Genomic DNA, 23,823 nt, shown 5'->3' on the forward strand with positions numbered 1-23,823 from the left:
CATTTTGGCTGGTTTGAACGTGGGTCGCCGCTTTGCCGGCAGTCCTCGACCTGGAGATCATTCAATGAATAACCCGTTCCGTCGCATGTCGATCGTTGGTATCGGCGCGGCTACCGCCATGACTTTGCTGGCAGGTGTCGCGCTCGCGCAAGGTGACAAGGTGGTCGCCACCATCAACGGCAATGCGGTGACGGAAACAGATCTTGAAATCGCACTGACGGATCTGGACCAACAATTTGCTCAGTTGCCGCAGGAGCAGCGCCGCGCTGCCGCGCTGTCCGCGCTCATTGAGATCCGTCTCCTGTCGGCCGAAGCCGAAGCCAAGGGCCTTGCCGACACGGATGATTTCAAGCGTCGCATGGAAGTGCTGCGCCAGCGTGCGCTGCACAGCGCCTATATCGAGCAGGAAGTTGCCGCCAAGGTCACCGACGAAGCGGTTCGCGCGGAGTATGACAAGCAGGTCGCCGCGATGACACCCGCCAAGGAGGTGCGCGCACGACACATTCTCGTGCCGACCGAGGAAGAGGCCAAGGCGATCATCGCCGATCTCGACAAGGGCGGCGACTTCGAGGCGATCGCCAAGGAAAAGTCGCAGGACGGCGCTGCTGCCAATGGCGGCGATCTGGGCTATTTCGGCGCCGGCCAGATGGTCCCGGATTTCGAGACGGCAGCTTTCGCGCTCAACGCTGGCGAATATTCCAAGGAGCCGGTCAAGACGCAGTTCGGCTTCCACGTCATCAAGGTTGAAGACAAGCGTGACCAGCAGCCGCCTGCATTCGAGCAGGTTCAGGGCCAGTTTCGTTCGCTCCTGCTGCGCCAGTCCTATTTCGAGGTCGTGACCAATTTGCGTGAAGCCGCAAATGTGGAAATTACCGATCCTGCGCTGAAGGCTGCTCTTGAGCCCGCTGACGAGGGCGAAGACGGCGGCGAGGCCGAAGACGGCCACGATCACGAATAATCATCTGAATTCACCGGAACCAGCAGCCATGTCCGACGCCATTTCTCCTCTTGCGCCCAAGAAGCAACCAAAAATGCCCGCCATCGACGGCGTGCGCATCGCGACCGCGCAAGCGGGGATCAAGTACAAGGGTCGGACAGACCTGCTGGCCATGGTGTTCGATGAGGGCACGACTGCGGCGGGTGTCTTCACCCGTTCGCTGTGCCCCTCGGCCCCAGTCGATTTCTGCCGCCAGAACCTGACCGGCGGCAAAGCGCGCATTCTCGTGGTGAATTCCGGCAACGCCAATGCGTTCACCGGCAAGAAGGGTCGCGAGACGACTGCTGCGACGGGCAAGGCGGCCAGCAAGGCGGCAGGTTGCGGCGAGAGCGAGGTTTTCCTTGCTTCCACCGGCGTGATCGGCGAGCCGCTCGACCCGGCAAAGTTCTCCCACCTGCTCGAAGGCATGGTGAAAGAGGCCGATGCGACGGGCTGGGCCGAGGCCGGCAAGGCCATCATGACCACCGACACCTATCCCAAATATGCGACCGCCAAGGTCATGCTGGGCGATGTCGAAGTCACCATCAACGGCATCGCCAAGGGTGCCGGGATGATCGCGCCGGACATGGCGACGATGCTGTCCTTCGTTGCCACCGATGCGCCGATCGATGCGCCCGCGCTTCAGGACATGTTGTCGAAGGGCGTTGGCAAGACCTTCAATTCGGTCACCGTCGACAGTGACACATCCACCAGCGATACGCTGATGCTGTTTGCCACCGGGGCTGCCGAAAAGCGTGGCGCGCCGCGCATCAGCGACCCCAAGGACGCAAGGCTGGCTCAGTTCCGCCGCGCGCTCAACAAGATGCTCAAGAACCTTGCCCTGCAGGTGGTTCGCGACGGCGAGGGCGCGCGCAAGCAGGTGGAGATCACCGTCACCGGCGCAAAGTCGTCGCGTTCCGCCAAGCGCATTGCGCTGTCGATTGCAAATTCGCCGCTGGTCAAGACCGCCGTTGCTGGCGAGGACGCCAATTGGGGCCGCGTGGTGATGGCTGTCGGCAAGGCAGGCGAACCGGCTGACCGCGACCTTCTCGACATCTGGTTCGGCGACATTCGCGTTGCACATCAGGGCGAGCGCGATCCGGCCTATTCGGAAAACGCAACGTCCGACTATATGAAGCGCGACGAGGTCGTCATCCGGGTCGATATCGGGCTTGGCCGCGGCAAGGCCACGGTCTGGACCTGCGACTTGACCAAAGAATATGTTGCCATCAACGGCGACTACCGGAGCTGACGCATCGGCTCGATGACCCATCGTACCCAAAATGGCCCCAGCCTGGCTACCGTCCGTCGCTTCGAGGCGGCGGGCGCGCGCGCATGGCCGGCAACGTCGGTGTTCTATGACGGCGCTTGGGCGATCCGCCTGACGGCGGGGCTTCCCGCCAAGCGCCTGAATTCCGTCAACCCGCTCGATCCGGGCGATCAGGGCAATCTTGCCGACCGCATCGAACGTCTGGGCCGTCGGTTTGAATCCTTCGGGCGCCCACTGACCTTCCGGATGTCGCCGCTGGCGGGAGGACAGATCGATGCGCATCTGGACGCGCTTGGCTGGCGGCGCTTTTCGCAATCGCTGGTTATGGCGGTGCGCCTCGATGAAGAGCTGCTGCACGACGCGCTGCACCAGATCCCGATGCAGGACACCGGCAGGTTTATCAGTGCCGCCATCTCGATCGGAAATCTGCCGCCTGAGCATCGCCCCGGCCTTTCGGAAGTCATCGGCACGATCCAGTCGCAAAAGGGTCTGTTCGTCCACGAGCAGGCCGGCGTGCCGATTTCGACTGCCATCTGCGTGCGCGACGGCGACCTGGCGGGGCTGTTCGAAGTCGCTACCGACGCCAACCAGCGTCGGCGCGGCTATGGCCGGCGCACTCTGCTGTCAGCGCTCAAATGGGCTTTTACACAAGGCGCGCGTCGCGCGTGGCTGCAGGTCGAAGCCGACAACGAAACCGCCATCGGGCTCTATCGCTCGATGGGTTTTTCAGAAATCTACCGCTATCATTACCGCCAGCCGGTGACCGGAGAGAGCCAATGAGCATCGACGAGCCGACCTCACAACCCCGCAAGCTGTTGCTGGTGGCCGCCTGCGCGCTGGTCGATGCCGATGGCCGTGTGCTGATCGCCCAGCGCCCTGAAGGCAAGCAGCTTGCCGGCATGTGGGAGTTTCCGGGTGGCAAGGTCGAGGCCGGCGAGACGCCGGAAGAGACCGTCGTGCGTGAACTGGCCGAAGAGCTTGGCATCGAGACCAAGACCGCCTGTCTTGCGCCACTCACCTTCGCCAGCCACAGCTATGAGGGCTTCAATCTTCTCATGCCGCTGTTTGTCTGCCGTCGCTTCTGGGGCACGCCGCAGCCGCTCGAGCATCAGGCGCTGAAATGGGTGCGGCCCAACAAGCTGCGTGACTACGACATGCCGCCAGCCGACGCGCCGTTGATTCCGTTCCTGATCGACCTGCTCTGACCGGTTCTGCCGTATCGTTAAGCAATCCTTCAACAGATGGTGAAAGATTGAATTATCGAGGCTCAGGCGGGGTTGGACATGGCATTGCGTGACGACTGGGAGCACCCGCGCGCGCGGCGCGGCTGGAACCTTGGTGGTGCTGGCATGGGCGTTCTGCGCCTTACTCTGCTGTTTGGTTCGATTGCCATCGCGATGGCGCTTTTCCTCACACCGTTTCTCGACAACCAGACCCGTCGTATTGCGCATTCCGGCCAGCCTTTTCCCGCTGGCGTTGATATGATGAGCACCGGATCGATCGGTCCGCGCAACGGCAACCATTATGTCGTTCGCCGCAGCGTTCTGCAGTCGTCACCAAGCTCCGTCTGCATCATCCGTGAAAACGGCATGCGCTCCGGGGATTGCTGAGTGCCAAAGCAATTCCAGCAAAAGTGCGAAGCGGTTTTGCGTCCGGAATTGCGGATAAACAAAGCGATTCTAGCAAAAGCGGACAATCGCTAGGAATGCACGGATTGCATTAACCTTTCCTCATCGCTTGCCCAGTAGCCTTTCCAAAACGTGCGGGTGAACCCGAACAGGGGAATTGGCCGATGATGAAACGGTTTCTGCGTGATGAGAGCGGCGCGACCGCGATCGAATACAGCCTGATCGGGACATTGGTTTCGCTCGCGATCATCGGTGTCGTCACGATCCTCGCCGGCAATCTCAGCGAAATCTTCGTCAATGTCGAAGCGGCGCTTCCCTGACTGATCCTGTCAGCCGTCCTATTCTTCTTCCGGCTTGAGGCTCAGAATTTTAGCCAGTGATACTTTCGCGCTGCCCGGTTCGAGCGGCTTTTGCTGCGACGCGTGGGGTGCCCAGCCCGACAGCCAGATCGTCGAGAAGGTGGCGCGAACCCGCCCGTCCGGGTCGGAGAAACGTTCCGCGTAAATCTCTGCGGCGCGCAGGAACAGCGCCTTGCTTGCGGGCTTCCGGCTTCGTGCCAGCAGGCTGTTGGTCGCCCCCATCGCACGCAGGTCACGGATCAGCGCAAACATCGAATCGTAGCGTACCGTGACGCTTTCGCTGTCGGTCACCGGCAGCGCAAATCCCGCCCGCTGCAACAGGCCGCCCATGTCGCGGACATCGGCAAAGGGGAAGACGCGCGGGCTGGCGCCGCCATAAAGCTCTGTCTCCGCCGCCAGCAGAGCTTCGCGCAGTTCGCCAAGCGTGCCCGCGCCGGCAAGGCACCCGAGAAACAGTCCGTCAGGACGCAGCGACCGTCGAATCTGGATCAGCATACCCGGCAGATCATTGGCTTCCTGCAGGGCGTAGAGCGAGATGACGAGGTCGACGCTTTCAGGTTGAAGTGGCAGGATTTCATCCTGTGCAACCAGCCCGTCACCGTCCAGCAGAGCAGCGTCGGTTTCGACGCGGAAGATGTTTTCGACCTTGCCGGACTGCTGCAGCATCCTTTGCGCTGCGTCTGTCTGCGACAATACGCTGGCGGCGGTGCCAAAGCTGCGCTGGACCGTCGACAGGCGGTCGGCAACGTCTTCTGCTGCCCGCTGCATGAGGAAGTGAGCGCCCCGGTCGTCAATGCGACGCGCGCGACGCTTGCGCGCCACCAGGCTTTGCAGATCAAATACAGGTTCCATGCAACTCCCCGGCGTATCCTGATGCCGATTGGCCGGCATCTGTGATATGGTGCCGGCAGGGTGGGATGTCTCGTGAACGATCGCGTCGTCAAGTTCAAGGGGCTGTTCGTCGCTGGATCGCAATGGGCAGCGCGAACGCTCTTCCCGCCCGTCTGTGGCGGGTGCCGCCGGCTGGTCGATGCGCCCGGCACCCTGTGCGCGGCCTGCTGGCCGACGCTGCGCTTCATCGAGCGTCCGTTCTGCGAGATATTGGGCACGCCCTTCCTCTATGACATTGGCGACGGCGTGGTCAGCGCCGATGCGTTGGCGAGCCCGCCACCCTTCTCGCGCGCGCGGGCGGCTGTCTCCTATTGCGGTGTTACGCGGCAGATGGTCCAGAATTTCAAGTTTGGCGACCGCACCGAAATGGCGCCGTGGATGGCGCGCTGGATGATGCGCGCAGGCGGCGATCTGATCCACGACGCGGATTTGATCGTCCCGGTCCCGCTCCATCGGCGTCGCTTCTTCCTGCGCCGGTTCAACCAGTCGGCGGAGCTGGCGCGTGCGCTCTCTCATCTTTGCGGCAAGCCGTTCGAGCCCGACGCGGTGCAGCGTATTCGCTTCACGCGCAGCCAGGTGGGGCTTGGTGCACGCGAGCGGGCAGACAATGTGCGCGGAGCATTTCGCGTGCCAGAAAGCCGACGCAGCCTTCTGCACGGACGCCGCGTGCTCCTGATCGACGATGTCTACACCACCGGCACGACGGTTTCGGCTGTCACAAAGGTGATTTTGGCCGCTGGCGCGCAAGGCGTGGATGTGCTCACCTTTGCACGGGTGTTGCCTGGGGACTTCCTGTCTGATGATCCCGAGACTATATGAGACGGATAACAACCGGACGGAATTCATGGTCGACGTTACAATTTACACACGCATGATGTGCTCCTACAGCACGGCAGCCAAGCGCCTGCTCGAGAGCAAGGGCGTTGAATTCACCGAGCACGACGCCAGCTTTTCGCCGGAACTGCGCCAGGAAATGATTACGCGCGCCAACGGCGCGTCGACCTTTCCGCAGATTTTCATCGGCGATGTGCATGTCGGCGGGTCGGATGACCTGCATGCACTGGAACGCGAGGGCAAGCTCGACGCCCTGCTGAACCAGGCCTGAGCAAGGATTATGTGATGAGCAGTTTCAAGGTTGCCGCCCTGCAGATGCGCTCGACGACCAGTCTGGAGCGCAATGTCGCCGCGTTTGAGGAACTGGTGCGCAACGCAGCCGCGCAGGGCGCGATCTATGTGCAGTCGCCTGAGATGACCGGCGCTTTGGTGCGCGACAAGGAATCGCTGAGAGCGATGTTGCGCAGTGAGGCGGAAGACCCGGTGGCTCTCAAGGCCGCCGCGTTGGCGCGTGAGCTTGGCATCGTCGTTCATGTCGGCTCGACAGCTATTGCGCGCCCCGACGGCAAGGTCGCCAACCGTGGGCTGTTGTATGATGGCGCTGGCGTCAAGCTCGCGAGCTACGACAAGATCCACATGTTCGACGTTGATCTCGACAATGGCGAGAGCTGGCGCGAATCGGCAACCTACCAGCCGGGCACGCGCGCGGTCGTTGTCGATCTTCCGTTTGCGCGTCTTGGCATGGGCGTCTGCTACGATGTCCGTTTCCCGCAATTGTTCCGCGCCCAGGCGCTGGCCGGTGCGCAGATCCTCACCATGCCGGCGGCGTTCACCCGCCAGACCGGCGAGGCGCATTGGCATGTCTTGCAGCGTGCCCGCGCGATCGAGAATGGCGCGTTCGTCATTTCTGCCGCGCAAGGCGGGTTGCATGAAGATGGCCGCGAGACCTACGGCCATTCGATCATCGTCGATCCATGGGGGCGCGTCCTTGCCGAAGCGGATCACGCTGAGCCTGCCGTCGTGGTGGCGGAAATTGACATTGCGGCCTCTCCACAGGCGCGCAGCAAGGTTCCCAACCTGAAGAATGCGCGTGAATTCGAGGTTGAGTTGATACGCGTACCGGAGATTGCGTCATGATCCGTTTCTCGCTCATTTGCGACGCGGAACACAAATTCGAAGGCTGGTTCCGCAACAGCGAAGACTTTGACACCCAGAAAAAGCGCGGATTCGTCGCTTGTCCGGTCTGTCACTCGGCAAAGGTCGAGAAGGCGTTGATGGCTCCAGCTGTGTCGACCGGGCGCAAACAGGAAACAATTGCGCTGGCGATGGGTGAAGAGCAGCGCAAGGCTTTGGCGCAACTCAGAAAGCTGGCCGAGAAGGCACGCGAAAACGCCGATTATGTCGGCGACAAATTCGCCGAGGAAGCCCGCAAGATCCATTTCGGAGAGACAGAAGCGCGTGGCATCTATGGCGAGGCGACTGTCGAAGAGGCAAGTGCGCTCGTCGAGGATGGTGTCGAGTTCATGCCGCTTCCCGTTTTTCCCGACGACAAGAATTGACCTTTCGTGGTTGAGACGAGAGGCGAGGGGTGCTCCACATGAATCTGCTGTGGCACTCCGCTATCAGTCTTCTCGTTGTCACCGGAGCGCTGTTGGGACTGACCTTGCCGCTCGGCAAGCTGGCAGCTGCCGCCGGCGTCGCGCCGACCGTCTGGTCGCTGCTGATTTCAGCAGGTGCCGGGCTGGTGCTGCTGGCTGCCTTTACCCTGCGGGGTGGTCGCCTTGGCCTTTCGCCCGGACATCTTCGCTATTATTGCGTGGTGGCGGCGCTTTCCTATGCCATTCCCAACCTTCTGATGTTTTCGGCCATGCCGCATCTGGGTGCCGGCTATGTCGGCATCATGTTCACGATGACGCCGATGCTGACCATGGTGATCTCCATCGCCATGCGCGTGCAAAAGCCCAATGCGCTGGGAATAGCGGGCATTGTGGTGGGCTTTCTTGGGGCATTGCTGGTGGCGATGACGCGCGGCGAGGCGGGTCAGCCGGCGTCGCTTGGCTGGGTAGCCATGGGCCTTGCGGTGCCGGTATTCCTGTCGATGGGCAATGTTTATCGCACCTGGGACTGGCCCAAGGGTGCTGATCCGATCGAGCTTGCGGCAGGAAGCCATCTCGCCTCCGCTTCGATGCTGCTTCTCTTGGCGCTGGTCACCGGGACTGCTTCATCCATCCCGGCCATTGCCGACGTTCCGGCACTGTCACTGATCCAGGTAATTTCCGCAGCCAGCATGTTTGCGTTCTTCTTCCGCCTGCAGGCGGTTGGAGGGCCGATCTATCTAAGCCAGATCGGCTATGTCGCCGCTGCCGTAGGCCTCATCTCCGGAACGCTGTTTCTGGGCGAAAGCTACCACGTGCTGACGTGGCTGGGCGCGGTGATCGTCTGCGCCGGCGTAGCCATGACCACGCGGGCGCAGATCAGGGCCTGACGCGTCAGGATGCGAGTTTTTCGGCCAGAACCATGTAATTGACGTCGAGGTCGCTGGATTTCGCCCAGCGGTCGGTCAGCGGGTTGTAGCTGACGCCGGCGCGGTCGGTGATGGTCATGCCGGCAGCGCTCAGCGCCTTCTCCAGCTCTTCCGGGCGCACCAGCTTGTTATACTGGTGGGTGCCGCGCGGCAGCCAGCGCAGCACATATTCGGCCCCGAAGATCGCCAGCCCGAGCGCCTTGAGCGTGCGGTTGATCGTCGCGATGAACATCATGCCGTCCGGCTTCACCATCTCGGCGCAGCGGCTGACGAAGAAATCGACATCGGCGACATGCTCGACGACTTCCATGTTGAGGACGACGTCGAACTTCTCGCCGGCATCGGCGAGCGCTTCGGCCGTGGTGGCGCGATAGTCGATCGAAACGCCGACCTCGGCTGCATGAAGTTTTGCAACTTCGATGTTCGTGTCGGAAGCGTCAGCGCCGACAACCTCTGCGCCAAGACGCGCCATCGGCTCGCACAACAGGCCGCCACCGCAGCCGATGTCGAGGATGCGCAAGCCTTCAAATGGCTTGGCTGCCCGCGGGTCGCGGCCAAAGCGCGTTGCCACACTGTCGCGGATATAAGCGAGGCGGACGGGATTGAACTTGTGCAGCGGACGGAATTTTCCGGTCGGGCTCCACCATTCAGCGGCCATTGCTGAGAAACGTTCGACTTCCCCTGCATCGATGGTCGTACGTCGAGCTTCGGTCATGCGATGGTCTCCTTCGATGCCTTGAAGTCGTGGAGGGCGCGCAGAATGTCAAGCTCCAACCATGCGCTCGCTTGCGCATCAAATCAGATTTGTCTATGGAACCCCCGCATTCGCACCTCGCGTCGCGGGGTGCATTTCTTTGAATCTCCCGTGGTGTTCTCACCCCGGCTGGCTTGCAAGGACTGTCGCTCTCATGGCGCGCATTGTGATGAAATTCGGTGGGACCTCGGTCGCCGACATCGCCCGCATCCGCAATGTGGCGCGGCACGTCAAACGCGAGGTCGACGCGGGCCATCAGGTCGCAGTCGTTGTGTCAGCCATGGCCGGCAAGACCAACGAGCTGGTCGGCTGGGTCCATGAAGCATCCAGGGCCGAAGGCTCGTCGCTGAACATCTACGATGCGCGCGAATACGATGCGGTCGTTGCTTCCGGCGAGCAGGTCACATCCGGCCTTCTGGCGCTGGTGCTGCAGTCGATGGGCGTTCACGCCCGTTCGTGGCAGGGCTGGCAGATCCCGCTCAAGACAGACAATTCCCATGGTGCCGCGCGCATCGAGGATATTGATGGCTCGTTCCTCATCCAGCGATTCGAGGAAGGCCAGGTTGCGGTCATCGCCGGCTTCCAGGGCATTGCGCCGGACAACCGTATCACCACGCTTGGCCGTGGCGGCTCCGACACCAGCGCGGTGGCACTTGCCGCAGCGGTGAAGGCGGATCGCTGCGATATTTATACCGACGTCGACGGCGTCTATACTACCGACCCGCGCATCGAGCCGAAGGCACGCCGCCTTGGCAAGATTTCCTTCGAGGAAATGCTTGAAATGGCGTCGCTGGGTGCGAAAGTGCTGCAGGTCCGGTCAGTTGAACTGGCAATGGTGCACAAGGTGCGCACATTCGTCCGCTCTTCGTTTGTGGAGCCGGATGCGCCGGGTATGGGCGATTTCGACAATCCGCCCGGAACCCTCATTTGCGACGAGGAAGAAATCGTGGAACAGCAGGTCGTCACCGGTATCGCTTACGCCAAGGACGAGGCGCAGATTTCGCTGCGTCGTGTCGCCGACAGACCCGGCGTTTCCGCAGGGATCTTCGGGCCACTGGCCGAAGCCTCGATCAACGTCGACATGATCGTCCAGAACATTTCCGAGGACGGTGGCACCACCGACATCACCTTCACCGTGCCTTCGGGCGACGTGAAGAAGGCGCTGTCCGTGCTGGAGAAGGTGCGTGAGACCATCGGTTTCGACGCCATTCAGCACGATGACGGCATGTCGAAAGTGTCGGTGATCGGCATCGGCATGCGCAGCCATGCCGGTGTGGCAGCGTCCGCGTTCCGGGCGCTTGCCGACAAGGGCATCAACATTCGTGCGATCACGACCTCGGAGATCAAGATCTCGATCCTGATCGACGGTCCTTACACGGAACTTGCAGTTCGCACTTTGCATTCCGTTTACGGACTGGATAAGCAGTAAGCGAGTTCGGCAATGTCGAATTCGCGAACGGCGGCCTGAAGCACAAGCCCACATTCTTGCGTTGGCCGCTCTTGTGGGAGAAAGAGAAGCGCCATGCGTGATACAGCCGCTGGCCCGCGTCTATTGCTGCGACGGCTTCGCGAGCTCATGGCGGAAGCGCTGGAGCCGCAGGACCGTCTTGATCGCATCGTTCACCACATTGCCCAGAACATGGTTGCGGAAGTCTGCTCGCTGTATGTCTTGCGGGCGGATTCGATTCTTGAGCTCTACGCGACAGAGGGTCTGAACCCCAGCGCGGTACACCAGGCGCAGTTGCGGCTGGGGCAGGGTCTGGTCGGCACCATTGCTGCCAGTGCGCGTCCCTTGAATCTCTCCGAAGCTCAGAAGCATCCGGCCTTCGCCTATCTGCCGGAAACCGGAGAAGAGATTTACAATTCGTTCCTCGGTGTGCCGGTGCTGCGCGCCGGACGCACCCTCGGTGTGCTGGTCGTCCAGAACAAGACGATGCGGCAATATCGCGAGGATGAGATCGAGGCGCTTGAAACCACGGCGATGGTGATCGCCGAGATGATCGCTTCCGGCGATCTGGCGCGTTTGACGCGGACTGGGCTGGAGCTGGACGTTTCGCGCCCCGTGACCGTGCGCGGCATGCCGTTCAACGAGGGCGTGGGTCTTGGCCATGTGGTTCTTCACGAGCCGCGTATCGTTGTCACCAATCTCTTCAACGAGGACAGCGAGCAGGAAGTCGCCCGGCTCGAGCACGCGCTCGGTTCGTTGCGCCTTTCCATCGACGACATGCTGGAGCGCCGCGAAGTTGCCTTCGAAGGCGAACATCGCGAGGTTCTGGAAGCCTACCGGATGTTCGCCAATGATCGCGGCTGGGTGCGCCGGCTTGAAGAGGCGATCAATAACGGCCTGACCGCCGAGGCTGCCGTCGAGAAGGTCCAGAGCGACATGCGTGCGCGCATGATGCATATGTCGGACCCTTATCTGCGCGAGCGGATGAGCGATTTCGAGGATCTCGCCAATCGCCTTTTGCGCATGCTCATGGGTCGCGGCCCTGAAGACATCGCGTCCGTTTTGCCGCGCGATGCGATCATCGTTGCGCGCTCGATGGGCGCGGCCGAACTTCTTGACTACCCGCGCGACAAGCTGCGTGGCCTTGTCATCGAGGAAGGCGCGATCACCAGCCATGTGGTGATCGTTGCCCGCGCCATGGGGATACCCGTCGCCGGCCAGATGAAAGGCGCCGTCTCCATGTCGGAGAATGGCGATCCCATCATCGTGGATGGCGAAGACGGTGTGATGCATCTGCGTCCGCAATCCGACGTGGAGGCCGCCTATGCCGAGAAGGTCCGGTTCCGTGCCCGCAAGCAGGAGATGTACCGCGAGCTTCGCGACAAGCCTTCGGTGACCAAAGACGGTGTGTCCGTCGACCTGATGATGAATGCCGGTCTGGTGGTCGACATTCCGCAGCTTGCCGATTCGGGTGCAGCCGGTATTGGCCTGTTCCGCACCGAGCTTCAGTTCATGGTCGCCGCGACCTTCCCGCGCGCCGAGGCCCAGCAGAAGCTTTATCGCGATGTTCTGGAAGCAGCAGGCGGCAAGCCGGTGACGTTCCGCACCATCGACATCGGTGGTGACAAGGTGCTCCCCTATTTTGATTCCAACGTGCAGGAGGAAAATCCCGCGCTTGGCTGGCGCGCGATACGCCTGACGCTTGATCGTCCGGGTCTGTTGCGCACGCAGGTGCGGGCCTTGCTCAAGGCTGCCGGTGGACGCGAATTGCGCATGATGCTGCCGATGGTCACCGAGATTTCGGAGATCCGTCAGGCGCGCGCCATCATCGACAAGGAAGTGCGGCATCTGGCGCGGTTTGCGCATCATCTGCCGAATACGCTAAAGCTCGGCGTCATGATCGAGGTGCCCTCGCTGCTCTGGCAGCTTGAAGAGGTGATGGATACGGTCGATTTCGTGTCGGTCGGGTCCAATGATCTGTTCCAGTTCGTCACGGCAACGGACAGGGGCAGCACGCAGCTTGCAGGTCGCTTCAACCCGATCTCGGCCCATTTCCTGCGCCTTCTGCGCCACATCACGCGCACCAGTGAGCAAACCGGAACGCCAGCCACCTTGTGCGGAGAGCTGGCTGGCCGGCCATTGTCAGCGATGGCTCTTCTGGGTGTCGGCTTCCGCTCAATCTCGATGGCACCGGCGGCAATCGGCCCGGTCAAGGCGATGCTGACGGAATTGCCGTTGGAAAAACTGACCGGCGTGATGAATGAAACTCTTGACGGGAAGTCAGCAGAGACCGACATCGTCGCATTGCTGACGGCTTTTGCGGCCGAACACGACATTCCTCTCTGACAGGCGTCCCATGATCGAATTGCCGCGCGACCGGATGAACCAGGTCCTGAAACACTTTGAGCTGCTCGAAGTGCAGATGGCTGCCGGGCCGGAACCGGACGCCTATGTGAAGCTGGCGTCCGAATATTCCGAGCTTCAGGATATTGCCGCCAAGATCCGCGAACTCCAGTCGGCGGAGGCCGAGCTGGCAGACCTGCAGGTCATGCTCAATGACAAGAGCATGGACGCAGACATGCGCGAGCTTGCCGATGCTGAAATCCCCGGCGTCGAGGACCGTCTGGAAGCCTTGCAGAAGGACATTCAGATCCTGCTTCTTCCCAAGGATGCGGCTGACGAGAAGAACGCCATTCTGGAAATTCGCGCCGGTACGGGCGGCGACGAGGCGGCGCTGTTTGCCGGCTCTCTCTATCGCATGTACGAGCGCTACGCCGCCTCGCGCGGCTGGCGCATCGAGGTCGTTGCCGCCAGCGAAGGCGATGTCGGCGGCTTCAAGGAAATCATTGCCTCCGTGTCGGGCAAGGGCGTGTTCGCCCATATGAAATTCGAGTCCGGCGTACATCGCGTCCAGCGCGTGCCGGAGACCGAGGCCGGTGGCCGCATTCACACGTCTGCTGCCACGGTCGCAGTGCTGCCCGAGGCAGAGGACGTCGATATCGAAATCCGCAACGAGGACATCCGCATCGACACGATGCGCGCATCGGGCGCTGGCGGACAGCACGTCAACACCACCGACTCCGCCGTGCGCATCACCCATATCCCGACCGGCATCATGGTCGTGTCGGCGGAAAAGTCCCAGCACCAGAACCGTGCCCGCGCGATGCAGATTCTGCGTGCGCGTCTTTATGATATGGAGCGCGAGAAGGCGGCGGGCGAGCGCTCGGAAGCGCGGCGGCTGCAGGTTGGCTCGGGCGACCGCTCAGAGCGCATCCGTACCTATAATTTTCCGCAAGGCCGTATCACCGATCACCGCATCAACCTGACGCTCTACAAGCTTGATCGGGTGATGGAAGGCGAACTCGATGACATCATTGATGCGCTGATCGCCGATCACCAGTCCAAGCTTTTGCTGGAATATGGCCGGAATGACTGATCCGGCGCCGTCGCAGCTCGGCGCGCTGGTTCGCCATGTGCGCGCCGCGCTTGAGGCTGCCGGAAAGCCGGATGCCGCGCTGGACGCCCGGCTTCTCGTTGAACATTTCACCGGCACGTCGCGCACCGAGGCTGTGACCGATCCGCACCGGGCCGTAACTCCGGCGCAGGTTGACGACATTATCTCCGCACTTGCCCGACGTCTGGCTGACGAGCCGCTCCACCGCATCCTTGGCGCGCGCGATTTTTACGGCATGACATTGTCGCTTTCGCGCGAGACGCTGGAGCCGCGACCTGACACCGAGGCGCTTGTCGATCTCGTGCTGCCGTCGGTTCGCGCATTTGCCGACACCACCGGGTCATGCCGTGTGCTTGACATGGGCACTGGCACCGGCGCGATCGTACTGGCACTGCTCAGTCAGGAGCCGCGGGCGCAGGCGCTTGCAACGGATATTTCTGTCGATGCCCTTGCGACAGCGCGTGCCAATGCCGATATGCTTGGCGTTGGTGATCGTTTGCAGACTTGTGCGTCACATTGGTTCGACGCAATTGACGAACGATTTGACGTCATCGTCTCAAATCCGCCCTATATCCCCAGCAGGGATATTGCGTTACTGGCGCCCGAAGTGAGGAACTACGATCCTCTTGCGGCGCTCGATGGCGGCGAGGACGGGCTGGATGCTTATCGCGCTATCGCAGAAGGATGCGTTTCCCGCCTGGCGGACAGCGGCGTGATCGCCGTCGAGATCGGACATGATCAGGAAGCTGATGTAGTGTCTATCTTTGAAGATCAGGGTCTGCGCCATGAACAATCGGCGCGAGACCTTGGCGGTGTCATGCGGGCAATGTTGTTCAGTTTGGCGAATGCCTGAAAGAACATGCAGAAAGTGCTTGGCAAGTCTCATGTTTGGCGATAGTTTCCGGTCACCGGATGAGACGAAGCAGGCAGTGCTGTTATCGATTCGGTTCCCTTAGGAACAAGCTGCCCTGTAAGTGAGTATCTCACCTTCGCGCGGGGTTCGTCCGGACTAGATACGAGCCGAAATGGGAAACGACGTGGCAAAGGCGCGGTTCTAGCGGCTGGTTGCCAACATGGAACGCGAAGCAGGCTTATTGTGACCTGCTCCCCAGGATATTCCTCAACATGAAGAGTTACGAATGAGGCCACAGCAAAACAGGCGCATGCGCGGGCGCGGCGGCAACAATAACAACAGCGGTAACAACAATAACAACAATAGTGGCCGCAAAGGTCCAAATCCGCTGACGCGCAGCTATGAAAGCAACGGGCCTGACGTCAAGATCCGTGGTTCGGCGCAGCAGATCGCAGAAAAATACACCACGCTGGCGCGTGACGCACAGACGTCCGGCGACCGCGTGATGGCTGAGAACTATCTTCAGCATGCGGAGCACTACAACCGCATCATTCTGACGGCGCAGGCCCAGATGCCGCAGCCGCAGGTGCGTGACACTCGCGATGACGATGACATCGACGATGACAGCGAAGAGAATTTCAACACGCAGTCGCACGATCATCAGCAGCCTCAATCGCAGCAGCCGCAGCGCAACCAGCAGCCGCGCGACCACGGAACCGGCCCGCAGCCGGTCATCGAAGGTGTGCCGGCCGAGGTGGTGCTGAAGCAGCAGGAGCTTTCCGAGCAGGGTGCCGAGGCTGAGGCCGACGCACAGCCGGAAGCGCGCAAGGAGCCGGCGCCGCGTCCGCGTGGCCGTGGTCGCCCGCGAGCCGAAGCTGCCCCGGAGCAGCCGCAGGCAGAAGCCGCCACCGCAAGTGAACCGGTTGCAGAAACCGGCGATGCGCCATCGGCTGAAGAGGCGGCAGCGGAGCGCAAGCCGCGCCGTCCACGTCGTCCCCGTCTCAAGGCTGGCGAGGAGGCAACTCCCGAAGGCGATGCACCTGCTGCCGAAACGGTTGTCGAAGCAGCGCAATAAGCGCCGATGCGTCAATATCTGCGAACGGCGGGCCTTGGTCCGCCGTTTTTCATTTCAGCGCTGCGTCAGCACCAAATTTTGTCTTGCGCAGAGGCTGGCGATCTTGAGGCGTGGGAAATAATACCCATATCCGCTTCGTCAGGATCTGCCGTCACGGCCATTGATTTGCGTCATTGCCCAGGGGGTCCGTCACCACAATTCTGACCGATGCCGCCAAGCGGGTCGGTGAGGGAACGGAGACATAAATGAATATCGAAAAATATTCCGAGCGCGTTCGGGGTTTCATCCAGTCTGCCCAGACCATGGCCCTGTCGCGTAACAATCAGCAGTTCATGCCGGAGCATCTGCTCAAGGTTCTGATTGACGACGAGGAAGGTTTTGCCGCCTCGCTGATCGACCGGGCCGGGGGCCGTTCGAAGGATGCGCGCCTGGGCGTCGAGGTTGCGCTTGAAGCATTGCCGCGTGTCGAAGGTGGCAATGGCCAGCTCTATCTTTCCCAGCCGCTCGCCAAGGTTTTCTCGACCGCCGAGGAACTGGCCACCAAGGCCGGCGATTCCTTCGTCACCGTTGAGCGTCTGCTCACCGCGATGGCCGTGGAGAAGTCCGCCAAGACCGCCGACATTCTGGCCAAGGCCGGTGTCACGCCGACCGCGCTCAACCGCGTCATCGAGGAAATTCGCAAAGGCCGGACCGCCGATTCGGCGTCCGCTGAGCAGGGCTATGATGCACTGAAGAAATATGCCCGCGATCTGACCGCCGACGCGCGCTCGGGCAAGCTCGATCCGGTCATTGGCCGCGATGACGAGATCCGCCGCACCATCCAGGTTCTGTCGCGCCGCACCAAGAATAACCCGGTCCTCATCGGCGAGCCCGGCGTCGGCAAGACGGCGATCGCCGAAGGGCTGGCGTTGCGCATCGTCAATGGTGACGTGCCGGAGTCCTTGAAGGACAAGCAGCTGATGGCGCTCGACATGGGCGCGCTGATTGCCGGTGCCAAATATCGCGGCGAGTTCGAGGAGCGGCTCAAGGCCGTGCTCAACGAGGTCACCTCGGCAGATGGCGGCATCATCCTGTTCATCGACGAGATGCACACGCTGGTCGGTGCCGGCAAGGCGGACGGCGCGATGGATGCGTCCAACCTCCTCAAGCCCGCGCTGGCGCGCGGCGAGTTGCACTGCGTTGGCGCAACCACGCTGGAGGAATATCGCAAGCACGTCGAAAAAGACGCTGCGCTGGCACGCCGGTTCCAGCCGGTCTTTGTTACCGAGCCGACCATCGAGGACACGATCTCGATCCTGCGCGGTATCAAGGAGAAGTACGAGCAGCACCACAAGGTGCGCATCCAGGACTCCGCGCTGGTGTCGGCGGCGACGCTGTCGAACCGCTACATCACCGACCGTTTCCTTCCGGACAAGGCCATCGACCTGATGGACGAGGCGGCCTCGCGCCTGCGCATGCAGGTCGATTCCAAGCCGGAAGAGCTGGACGAGATCGACCGCCGCATCATGCAGCTGAAGATCGAGCGTGAAGCGTTGAAGCTTGAGAAGGACGATGCCTCGCGCGACCGTCTGGTGCGGCTCGAAAAGGAGCTGACCGATCTTGAGGAAGAGTCGACCGAGATGACCGCCAAATGGCAGTCGGAAAAGCAGAAGCTTGGTCTGGCCGCCGACCTCAAGAAGCAGCTTGAAGATGCGCGCAACGAACTGGCGATCGCCCAGCGTCGTGGCGAATTCGCCAAGGCTGGCGAGATGGCCTATGGCCGCATCCCCGATCTGGAGAAGCAGCTGGCTGTTGCAGAAGCGCAGGACAGCCGCGGCTCGATGGTCGAGGAAGAAGTCACGCCAAGCCACGTCGCCCAGATTGTCTCGCGCTGGACCGGCATTCCGGTCGACAAGATGCTCGAAGGCGAGCGTGACAAGCTGTTGCGCATGGAAGACGAGATCGGCAAGCGTGTCGTTGGCCAGGGCGAAGCCGTGCAGGCCGTGTCCAAGGCGGTGCGCCGCGCGCGTGCCGGCTTGCAGGATCCGAACCGGCCGATTGGCTCGTTCATGTTCCTCGGGCCGACGGGCGTTGGCAAGACCGAGCTGACCAAGGCGCTGGCGAACTTCCTGTTCGACGACGAGACCGCAATGGTGCGCATCGACATGTCGGAATATATGGAGAAGCACTCCGTTGCCCGTCTGATCGGCGCTCCTCCCGGCTATGTCGGCTATGAGGAGGGCGGCGCTCTGACCGAGGCCGTGCGCCGTCGCCCGTATCAGGTGATCCTGTTCGACGAGATCGAGAAGGCGCACCCCGATGTCTTCAACGTGCTGCTGCAGGTGCTGGACGATGGTCGCCTGACCGACGGTCAGGGCCGCACGGTCGACTTCCGCAACACGCTGATCATCATGACGTCCAATCTTGGCGCCGAATATCTGGTTTCTCTTGGCGAGGATCAGGATGTCGATGTCGTGCGCGACGAGGTCATGAATGTCGTGAAAGCGTCGTTCCGCCCGGAATTCCTCAACCGCGTGGACGAGGTGATCCTGTTCCATCGCCTGCGTCGTCAGGATATGGGCCAGATCGTTGCGATCCAGCTCAAGCGCCTGGAAGCCCTGCTTGCCGACCGCAAGATCCATCTTGATCTCGATCAGGATGCGGTCGAGTGGCTGGCCAACAAGGGTTACGATCCGGCCTATGGCGCACGGCCGCTGAAGCGTGCGATGCAGAAGGAACTGCAGGATCCGCTGGCCGAGCGCATTCTTCTGGGCGACATCCTTGACGGCTCCATCGTCAAGGTTACGGCTGGCTCAGACCGGCTGAACTTCAAGCCGAAAGGCCGTATTGTGGAGGAAGCTGCTTGATCTGAACGACGAGGGTAGGGCGCGTGACGCTGGACGAATATAACGGCTTCTGCGCCCTCCTTCCGCACACCACGCATGTCGTTCAGTGGGGCGGAGCACATGTCTGGAAAGTCGGCGGTAAGGTGTTCACACTGGGTCGCGCTGACAATGGCGATGCGCTGGGCGTCACCTTCAAATGTTCCTGGATGAGTTTCGAGTTGTTGAAAGACAGTCCCGGCGTCCGGCCCGCGCCCTATCTGGCGTCGCGCGGCATGTCATGGCTCCAGCGCTATGCCGACACGTCGATGGATGACGTGACGTTGCAGGATTATCTGCGTGAAAGCCATCGGCTTGTTGCCAGCGGCCTGCCACGCAAGGTTCGCATTGATCTCGGCATCGCCTGAAACGTGCCATCTTCATGTCCGGTTCATATCGCATGAGGCATGATCGGACATGCTTGTTTGAGCTACTTGAATTTACGGAAAGCGCGGGACGAACACGAATGATCGGCAGAATTCTCTCGTTGACGGTTGCGGCGATGATCGGGCTGTCTGCGGAAGCGGGCGCGCAGGGACGCGACGTCGAGGTCTATTACGACCGCTACGGTCGCGAGGTCCTGGTCGACGTCTATACCGGCGAGGTCATCGAGGTTCGTGAGCCGCGCGGCTCGGTCCGGCGTTATGGTGAACAGCGTCCGCGCCGCGAAGATCGTGGCCAGGACCGCTATTATCTCGACGATCCCGAGGATGTCGCCCGCCTTCGCCGTGAACAGCGCCGCGAGGAGCTGGGACGTGACGGCTATTCCTATCGCGAACGCTTCCCCGAATATGACGACTATCGCGTCGAGCCGGATTATCGCCGCGACGACGGCTATGGCGGCGGCTTCCGCGACCAGCCCACTTATGAGCCGCCCTATCAGGGTGAGAATCGCTTCGAGCCGGGCGGTATCGAGCGCGCACCGCTCGGCGATCCATCGGGTGATTCCTCGATCGCAGCTATCCCCGGCCCGGACGCACCACAGGACGGCGTGATCATTGAGGATCAATCGCCTACGGCAGTGCCGGACATCAACAATGTTCCGAATGTCGCCCATCGCGGTGCCACCGAGGAAGTCGCCAAGATTCAGATTCTGCTCGACCGCGCCGGTGCATCGCCTGGCGTGATCGATGGACGCATGGGCGACAACGTCAACAAGGCGATCTCGGCCTACCGCGATCTCACGGGTCAGGCGCTGCGCACCTACGACACCGCGTTCATCGATGAACAGCTGGCGGCAACCGGCGGCGATCCGTTCCAGACATATGAAATCACTGCGCTCGACGTGGCTGGCCCGTTCGTTGCCTCCATCCCGTCCGACTATGGCGAGAAGGCGAAGCTGGAGCGCATGAGCTTCACGTCGGTGGTTGAAATGCTGGCCGAGCGTTTTCACATGGACGAGCGCTATCTGCGCGATCTCAACCCCGGTGTAAGCTTCGATCGGCCGGGAACGCGCCTGCGTGTCGTCAATGTGCCGCGCGTGCGCAAGGGCGAGGTCATGCGCATCATTGCCGACAAGGGGCGTCGTCAGGTCCGCACCTATGATGCTGCCGGCAAGTTGCTCGCAATCTATCCTTCAACCATCGGTTCGGCGGCAACCCCATCGCCGACCGGCACCCATACGGTCAAGCGCGTCGCGATCAATCCGGAATATACCTACAATCCGAAGATCAATTTCCAGCAGGGCAACAACACGCGCATCCTGACCATTCCGCCTGGCCCCAATGGCCCGGTCGGCACTGTCTGGGTCGGCCTGTCGAAGCCAACCTACGGTATTCACGGCACGCCGGAACCGTCCAAGATCGGCAAGACCGAATCCAATGGCTGCATCCGCCTGACCAATTGGGACGCGCAGGAACTGGCCAAGATGGTGAAGGTTGGCGCAACCGTCGAATTCGTCGACTGATAACTGCGACCGCATGTCTCCCGAAAGTGGGAACTGCTTTCGGGATAAACACATGCGCAAAGACAAGCATGTCTCCCGAAACCGGTTCCCACTTTCGGGAGACATGCGTGAAAACAACAAGCTGAAGCGCGAGGAGCGAACCTGAAAGATCGCGACGCGCTTCAGCTTGCGGAATGACCGACGCGTCTGTCCGGTCGCAGCCGGATCAGGCAAAGACGATTGCCATCGGATCGTGTTGATTGCGTCCCCTGGCAGTATCAGATCAAAAAATCAGGTTTTGGGCTTGTCCGCGCTGGCCATGCGCAAGGTGGGCTCATCATCTTCAAGCAGATCATCGATCCGCTCGCGCTCGCGCAGGAAGGCTTCCAGTTCGGGGCCCTTGAGCGCGCGCTCCACCGGCAGGCGCACCCGCATCGGGTCGACCTTGGTGCCGTTGACGATCAGCTCGTAGTGAAGATGGTTGCCGGTCGAAAGCCCGCTGGAGCCGACATAGCCAATGACCTGACCCTGACGGACGCGTGCGCCTTCGGTGACGCCATCGGCGATCGCGTTCTGATGGCTGTAGGATGATTTGTAGCCGTTGGCGTGCCGGATGATGGTCTGGCGTCCATAGCCGCCACTCCAGCCCGCCTTTTCGACCACGCCATTGCCGGACGCGATGATCGCTGTTCCGCGCGGTGCCGCCCAGTCGACGCCGGTGTGCATGCGCGTATAGCCAAGCACCGGGTGGCGTCGGCCACCAAAGCCCGAGGTAAATCGTCCGTTGGGCACCGGGTTGCGCAGCAGGAACTGGCGCGAGCTGCGGCCTTCCTCGTCAAAATAGTCGATCGCGCCGTCTTCCATCTGGAAGCGATAGAAGGTGCGGATATTGCCGGCGAAGTTCGATTGCACATAGAGCAGTTCGGACGTTTCGGTCGGCTGGTTGTCCTCGTTGGGTTGCGAGAAGAACACTTCGATGCTGTCCGTCGGGCTCAGGCGGGCCTGGAAGTCGACGTCCGAGGCAAGGAGCTTGACCAGCTGGCGCGTCATCGGTCGCGACATGCCGTAGGAAAACGCCGCGCGGTAGATCCCGTCATAGATGGTCGGCAATTCACCGCGCGTGCGCACCACTGGCGGTGTGCTGTCAAAAGCGGTCAGGACCGCCGGGTTGGGCTCGGGCTCGCTGCCGCGCACATATTGGTCCTTGTCGTCGAGCGCGACTGTCAGGAGATGATTGCGCCCATTATAGACGCTGCCGCGTACGATGCGGCTGAAATTGTCGTCCGTTTCGATGCCGAGACGGATCACATGCCCCGGCTTCAGCGCGGTCACATTCAGCAGCCTGGCGAATGATTGCGCCATGCCGGTGGCGTCCGCACCGCTATAGCCGGCCTCTTCGAGCGCTTCTTCAATCGGACGCTCAACCGGGAACGGAATGATATCTTCGGCATAGTCGCGGCCGAGTTCCCGATCGCTGTCGCGCGTCGCCACCGACACGTTTTCCGGCACGATGCGGATGCCATAGGAGGCGCTGAGCGTCTGGGTTGCCAGCGTGTCGCCAAATCGTTGCGGATCGACATAATGGAGCGCGGCCACCTGCACGTCGCCATCGGTCAGGATCGCGCCAATATTGCGCACCACGGTTTCGACTTCTTCTGCCGACAGGGCGCTGTTTTCATCGAACGACGCGGTGTCGATCGGAAAGTCTATCGACCGCAGGCTGACTTCACTTTCGATCTTGGCGCCATAAATGACGCCAGTCGTCTGGGCCGCGACAGCCGGCGCATTATCCTCGGCGAAAACTTCGAGCGGATCGAACGCGCCATAGGTGCGGCTGGTGGTGTGACCGGCCGCCAGCGCCATCTTCACCTGCATGAAGGGCAGGGTGCGGATCACCTCGCGGTCGCCCACCTTGGTCATGGTGGAAACTTCCATGCGGCGGCGATCATTGGTGCGGCGCAATGTGCGCTGTGGAACGACGCGCGCCGTCTTGATGATCTCGGTTCCTGCGGTGCCATTATTCATGGCGGCGAGGTTGAGAATTTCCGGCGGGGTTGCCAGCATCTCGCGACCGTTGAGGGCGGCAAACAAGGCCACGCCCATCAGGACGCTGGACGTAATGCCGGTCAGGAAGGTGCCCGACAGCCAGCGTGCCGACACTTCTCGCCGGTCGGGCGGTCCCGCGCGTCCATCGGCGACGATCGGTGGTTCGTTGCCAAGCGCTGTAATGGTGTCGTCGATCGGCTGCATCGCGAGTGGCGATATCCCTTCGGGCGGCTGCTTCTGTCATCAGCGCCATGACAATTGCCTGTCATGAGGCTGCAAGTCAACGAACGGTCTGGCTTCAATAGCGCCAAATCGGTGGACGTCGCCATCCACGATCGCGGATCGGCGCGGTTTATCACCGTCATCCACCGGGCCGCCTTGCGTCCAAAACACCGAAACAACCTCCTCCAGCACGGCGTTTTGTCAGCGCCTATATATAGAGCGTGGTAATCGGGTCGTTTGACGCCCGGCTGAGAGCCATTGCGTTGGTCGCGTGGGTAGGCAGTAAATCGGGCTGCTTTGTGTCCGCCATGTCCGCGCACACAAACCGGGCAAGCAGTTGATTTGCCTCTAAAACAGGCTGTCATCGATTTGTCAGAAATAATTCAAAAAACTGCAAAATAGCGCTTGACCCTTTTAGGAGTGGGGCCTATAACCCGCTCACCAACGACGGCGGCGACGCTGCTGGCGAGCGGGACGGTTTGTCCCTGACTTGCTGAGTTGGGCGAGATTTCAGAGTGACGCGCAAGTGAAGCTCGATGGGTTTGAGGCCGGAAGGCTGAGGCTCGTGACACGGTTCAGTGTCTGTTCTTTGACAATTGCATATAGAAGAAAGAGAAACGTGGGCGGCAGAGGCTCGCGGAACTCGGAAAGCTTTCGGGCTTGAAGGGTTCCTTACAGAGACTTTGGCGGACACGTTTTCTTGAGAGAATATAGTCTACCAGGGCGTTGATTGTCGCAAGATGA

22 protein-coding genes are annotated in these 23,823 nt (G+C 61.4%); 19 read left to right on the forward strand and 3 right to left on the reverse strand.

The features are described 5' to 3' along the window. The first annotated feature begins 64 nt into the window (after positions 1-64). From BMZ42_RS14985 to BMZ42_RS15010, 6 genes are all read left to right on the forward strand, one after another. Positions 65-958, forward strand: a complete 894-nt coding sequence (locus tag BMZ42_RS14985; RefSeq protein ID WP_091524040.1) for a peptidylprolyl isomerase — start codon at positions 65-67, stop codon at positions 956-958. Between the two features lie 28 nt (positions 959-986). Beyond that, a complete protein-coding gene (gene argJ / locus BMZ42_RS14990; protein ID WP_091524042.1) occupies positions 987-2,228 on the forward strand; it encodes a bifunctional glutamate N-acetyltransferase/amino-acid acetyltransferase ArgJ in 1,242 nt (413 codons plus the stop codon). A gap of 12 nt (positions 2,229-2,240) precedes the next feature. Further along, on the forward strand, positions 2,241-3,026 hold the full coding sequence (locus BMZ42_RS14995) for a GNAT family N-acetyltransferase (RefSeq protein ID WP_091524045.1): 786 nt from the start codon (positions 2,241-2,243) through the stop codon (positions 3,024-3,026). Next, positions 3,023-3,451: a (deoxy)nucleoside triphosphate pyrophosphohydrolase gene (locus BMZ42_RS15000; protein WP_091524046.1), complete on the forward strand. Its 429-nt coding sequence runs from the start codon at positions 3,023-3,025 to the stop codon at positions 3,449-3,451. Before BMZ42_RS14995 ends, BMZ42_RS15000 begins: the two co-directional genes overlap by 4 nt. 78 nt (positions 3,452-3,529) lie before the next feature. Further along, a complete protein-coding gene (locus BMZ42_RS15005; protein WP_091524049.1) occupies positions 3,530-3,856 on the forward strand; it encodes a hypothetical protein in 327 nt (108 codons plus the stop codon). A 182-nt stretch (positions 3,857-4,038) separates the two neighbouring features. After that, a complete protein-coding gene (locus tag BMZ42_RS15010; protein ID WP_420492477.1) occupies positions 4,039-4,194 on the forward strand; it encodes a Flp family type IVb pilin in 156 nt (51 codons plus the stop codon). 18 nt (positions 4,195-4,212) lie between these two features. Here BMZ42_RS15010 and BMZ42_RS15015 read toward each other — a convergent pair whose 3' ends face one another. Further along, a complete protein-coding gene (locus BMZ42_RS15015; protein WP_091524051.1) occupies positions 4,213-5,085 on the reverse strand; it encodes a methyltransferase domain-containing protein in 873 nt (290 codons plus the stop codon). A 72-nt stretch (positions 5,086-5,157) separates the two neighbouring features. On the opposite strand from BMZ42_RS15015, the gene BMZ42_RS15020 reads away from it, so the two are divergent. Genes BMZ42_RS15020 through BMZ42_RS15040 form a run of 5 tightly spaced genes read left to right on the forward strand, consistent with a single transcriptional unit; the run spans position 5,158 to position 8,443 of the window. Continuing rightward, on the forward strand, positions 5,158-5,943 hold the full coding sequence (locus tag BMZ42_RS15020; RefSeq protein WP_244523281.1) for a ComF family protein: 786 nt from the start codon (positions 5,158-5,160) through the stop codon (positions 5,941-5,943). A 25-nt stretch (positions 5,944-5,968) separates the two neighbouring features. Continuing rightward, a complete protein-coding gene (gene grxC / locus BMZ42_RS15025; RefSeq protein ID WP_091524056.1) occupies positions 5,969-6,229 on the forward strand; it encodes a glutaredoxin 3 in 261 nt (86 codons plus the stop codon). Positions 6,230-6,243: 14 nt separating this feature from the next. Next, a complete protein-coding gene (locus tag BMZ42_RS15030) occupies positions 6,244-7,095 on the forward strand; it encodes a carbon-nitrogen hydrolase family protein (RefSeq protein WP_091524058.1) in 852 nt (283 codons plus the stop codon). Then, positions 7,092-7,517: a DUF1178 family protein gene (locus BMZ42_RS15035; protein WP_091524060.1), complete on the forward strand. Its 426-nt coding sequence runs from the start codon at positions 7,092-7,094 to the stop codon at positions 7,515-7,517. Before BMZ42_RS15030 ends, BMZ42_RS15035 begins: the two co-directional genes overlap by 4 nt. A 38-nt stretch (positions 7,518-7,555) precedes the next feature. Beyond that, positions 7,556-8,443 carry a DMT family transporter gene (locus BMZ42_RS15040; RefSeq protein WP_091524063.1) on the forward strand — a complete coding sequence of 296 codons (888 nt, stop codon included), beginning with the start codon at positions 7,556-7,558 and terminating at the stop codon, positions 8,441-8,443. 4 nt (positions 8,444-8,447) lie between these two features. On the opposite strand, the gene ubiG is transcribed toward BMZ42_RS15040, so the two are convergent. Next, positions 8,448-9,197 carry a bifunctional 2-polyprenyl-6-hydroxyphenol methylase/3-demethylubiquinol 3-O-methyltransferase UbiG gene (gene ubiG / locus BMZ42_RS15045; protein WP_091524065.1) on the reverse strand — a complete coding sequence of 250 codons (750 nt, stop codon included), beginning with the start codon at positions 9,195-9,197 and terminating at the stop codon, positions 8,448-8,450. Positions 9,198-9,390: 193 nt separating this feature from the next. On the opposite strand from ubiG, the gene BMZ42_RS15050 reads away from it, so the two are divergent. From BMZ42_RS15050 to BMZ42_RS15085, 8 genes are all read left to right on the forward strand, one after another. Continuing rightward, positions 9,391-10,665 carry an aspartate kinase gene (locus tag BMZ42_RS15050; RefSeq protein WP_091524067.1) on the forward strand — a complete coding sequence of 425 codons (1,275 nt, stop codon included), beginning with the start codon at positions 9,391-9,393 and terminating at the stop codon, positions 10,663-10,665. Between the two features lie 93 nt (positions 10,666-10,758). Then, positions 10,759-13,029, forward strand: coding sequence for a phosphoenolpyruvate--protein phosphotransferase (ptsP, locus tag BMZ42_RS15055; RefSeq protein ID WP_091524069.1), 2,271 nt, complete (start codon positions 10,759-10,761; stop codon positions 13,027-13,029). A 10-nt stretch (positions 13,030-13,039) separates the two neighbouring features. Then, complete coding sequence (prfA, locus tag BMZ42_RS15060; protein ID WP_091524072.1) at positions 13,040-14,119, forward strand: peptide chain release factor 1; 1,080 nt, start codon at positions 13,040-13,042, stop codon at positions 14,117-14,119. Then, the gene (gene prmC, locus BMZ42_RS15065; protein WP_091524074.1) at positions 14,112-14,990 is read left to right on the forward strand and encodes a peptide chain release factor N(5)-glutamine methyltransferase; all 879 of its coding nucleotides are present in this window, start codon (positions 14,112-14,114) and stop codon (positions 14,988-14,990) included. Before prfA ends, prmC begins: the two co-directional genes overlap by 8 nt. A gap of 286 nt (positions 14,991-15,276) precedes the next feature. Further along, positions 15,277-16,065: a DUF4167 domain-containing protein gene (locus tag BMZ42_RS15070; protein ID WP_244523282.1), complete on the forward strand. Its 789-nt coding sequence runs from the start codon at positions 15,277-15,279 to the stop codon at positions 16,063-16,065. Between the two features lie 245 nt (positions 16,066-16,310). After that, positions 16,311-18,911 carry an ATP-dependent chaperone ClpB gene (gene clpB, locus BMZ42_RS15075; protein ID WP_091524080.1) on the forward strand — a complete coding sequence of 867 codons (2,601 nt, stop codon included), beginning with the start codon at positions 16,311-16,313 and terminating at the stop codon, positions 18,909-18,911. A 23-nt stretch (positions 18,912-18,934) separates the two neighbouring features. Then, entirely contained in the window at positions 18,935-19,294 is a 360-nt protein-coding gene (locus BMZ42_RS15080; RefSeq protein ID WP_091524083.1) for an MmcQ/YjbR family DNA-binding protein, read from the forward strand. A gap of 98 nt (positions 19,295-19,392) precedes the next feature. Then, entirely contained in the window at positions 19,393-20,832 is a 1,440-nt protein-coding gene (locus BMZ42_RS15085) for a L,D-transpeptidase (RefSeq protein WP_091524085.1), read from the forward strand. A 270-nt stretch (positions 20,833-21,102) separates the two neighbouring features. On the opposite strand, the gene BMZ42_RS15090 is transcribed toward BMZ42_RS15085, so the two are convergent. Beyond that, the gene (locus tag BMZ42_RS15090) at positions 21,103-23,061 is read right to left on the reverse strand and encodes a M23 family metallopeptidase (protein ID WP_091524087.1); all 1,959 of its coding nucleotides are present in this window, start codon (positions 23,059-23,061) and stop codon (positions 21,103-21,105) included. Positions 23,062-23,823: the final 762 nt, after the last annotated feature.

The organism is Aquamicrobium aerolatum DSM 21857 (genome assembly GCF_900113935.1).
Lineage (GTDB): Bacteria > Pseudomonadota > Alphaproteobacteria > Rhizobiales > Rhizobiaceae > Aerobium > Aerobium aerolatum.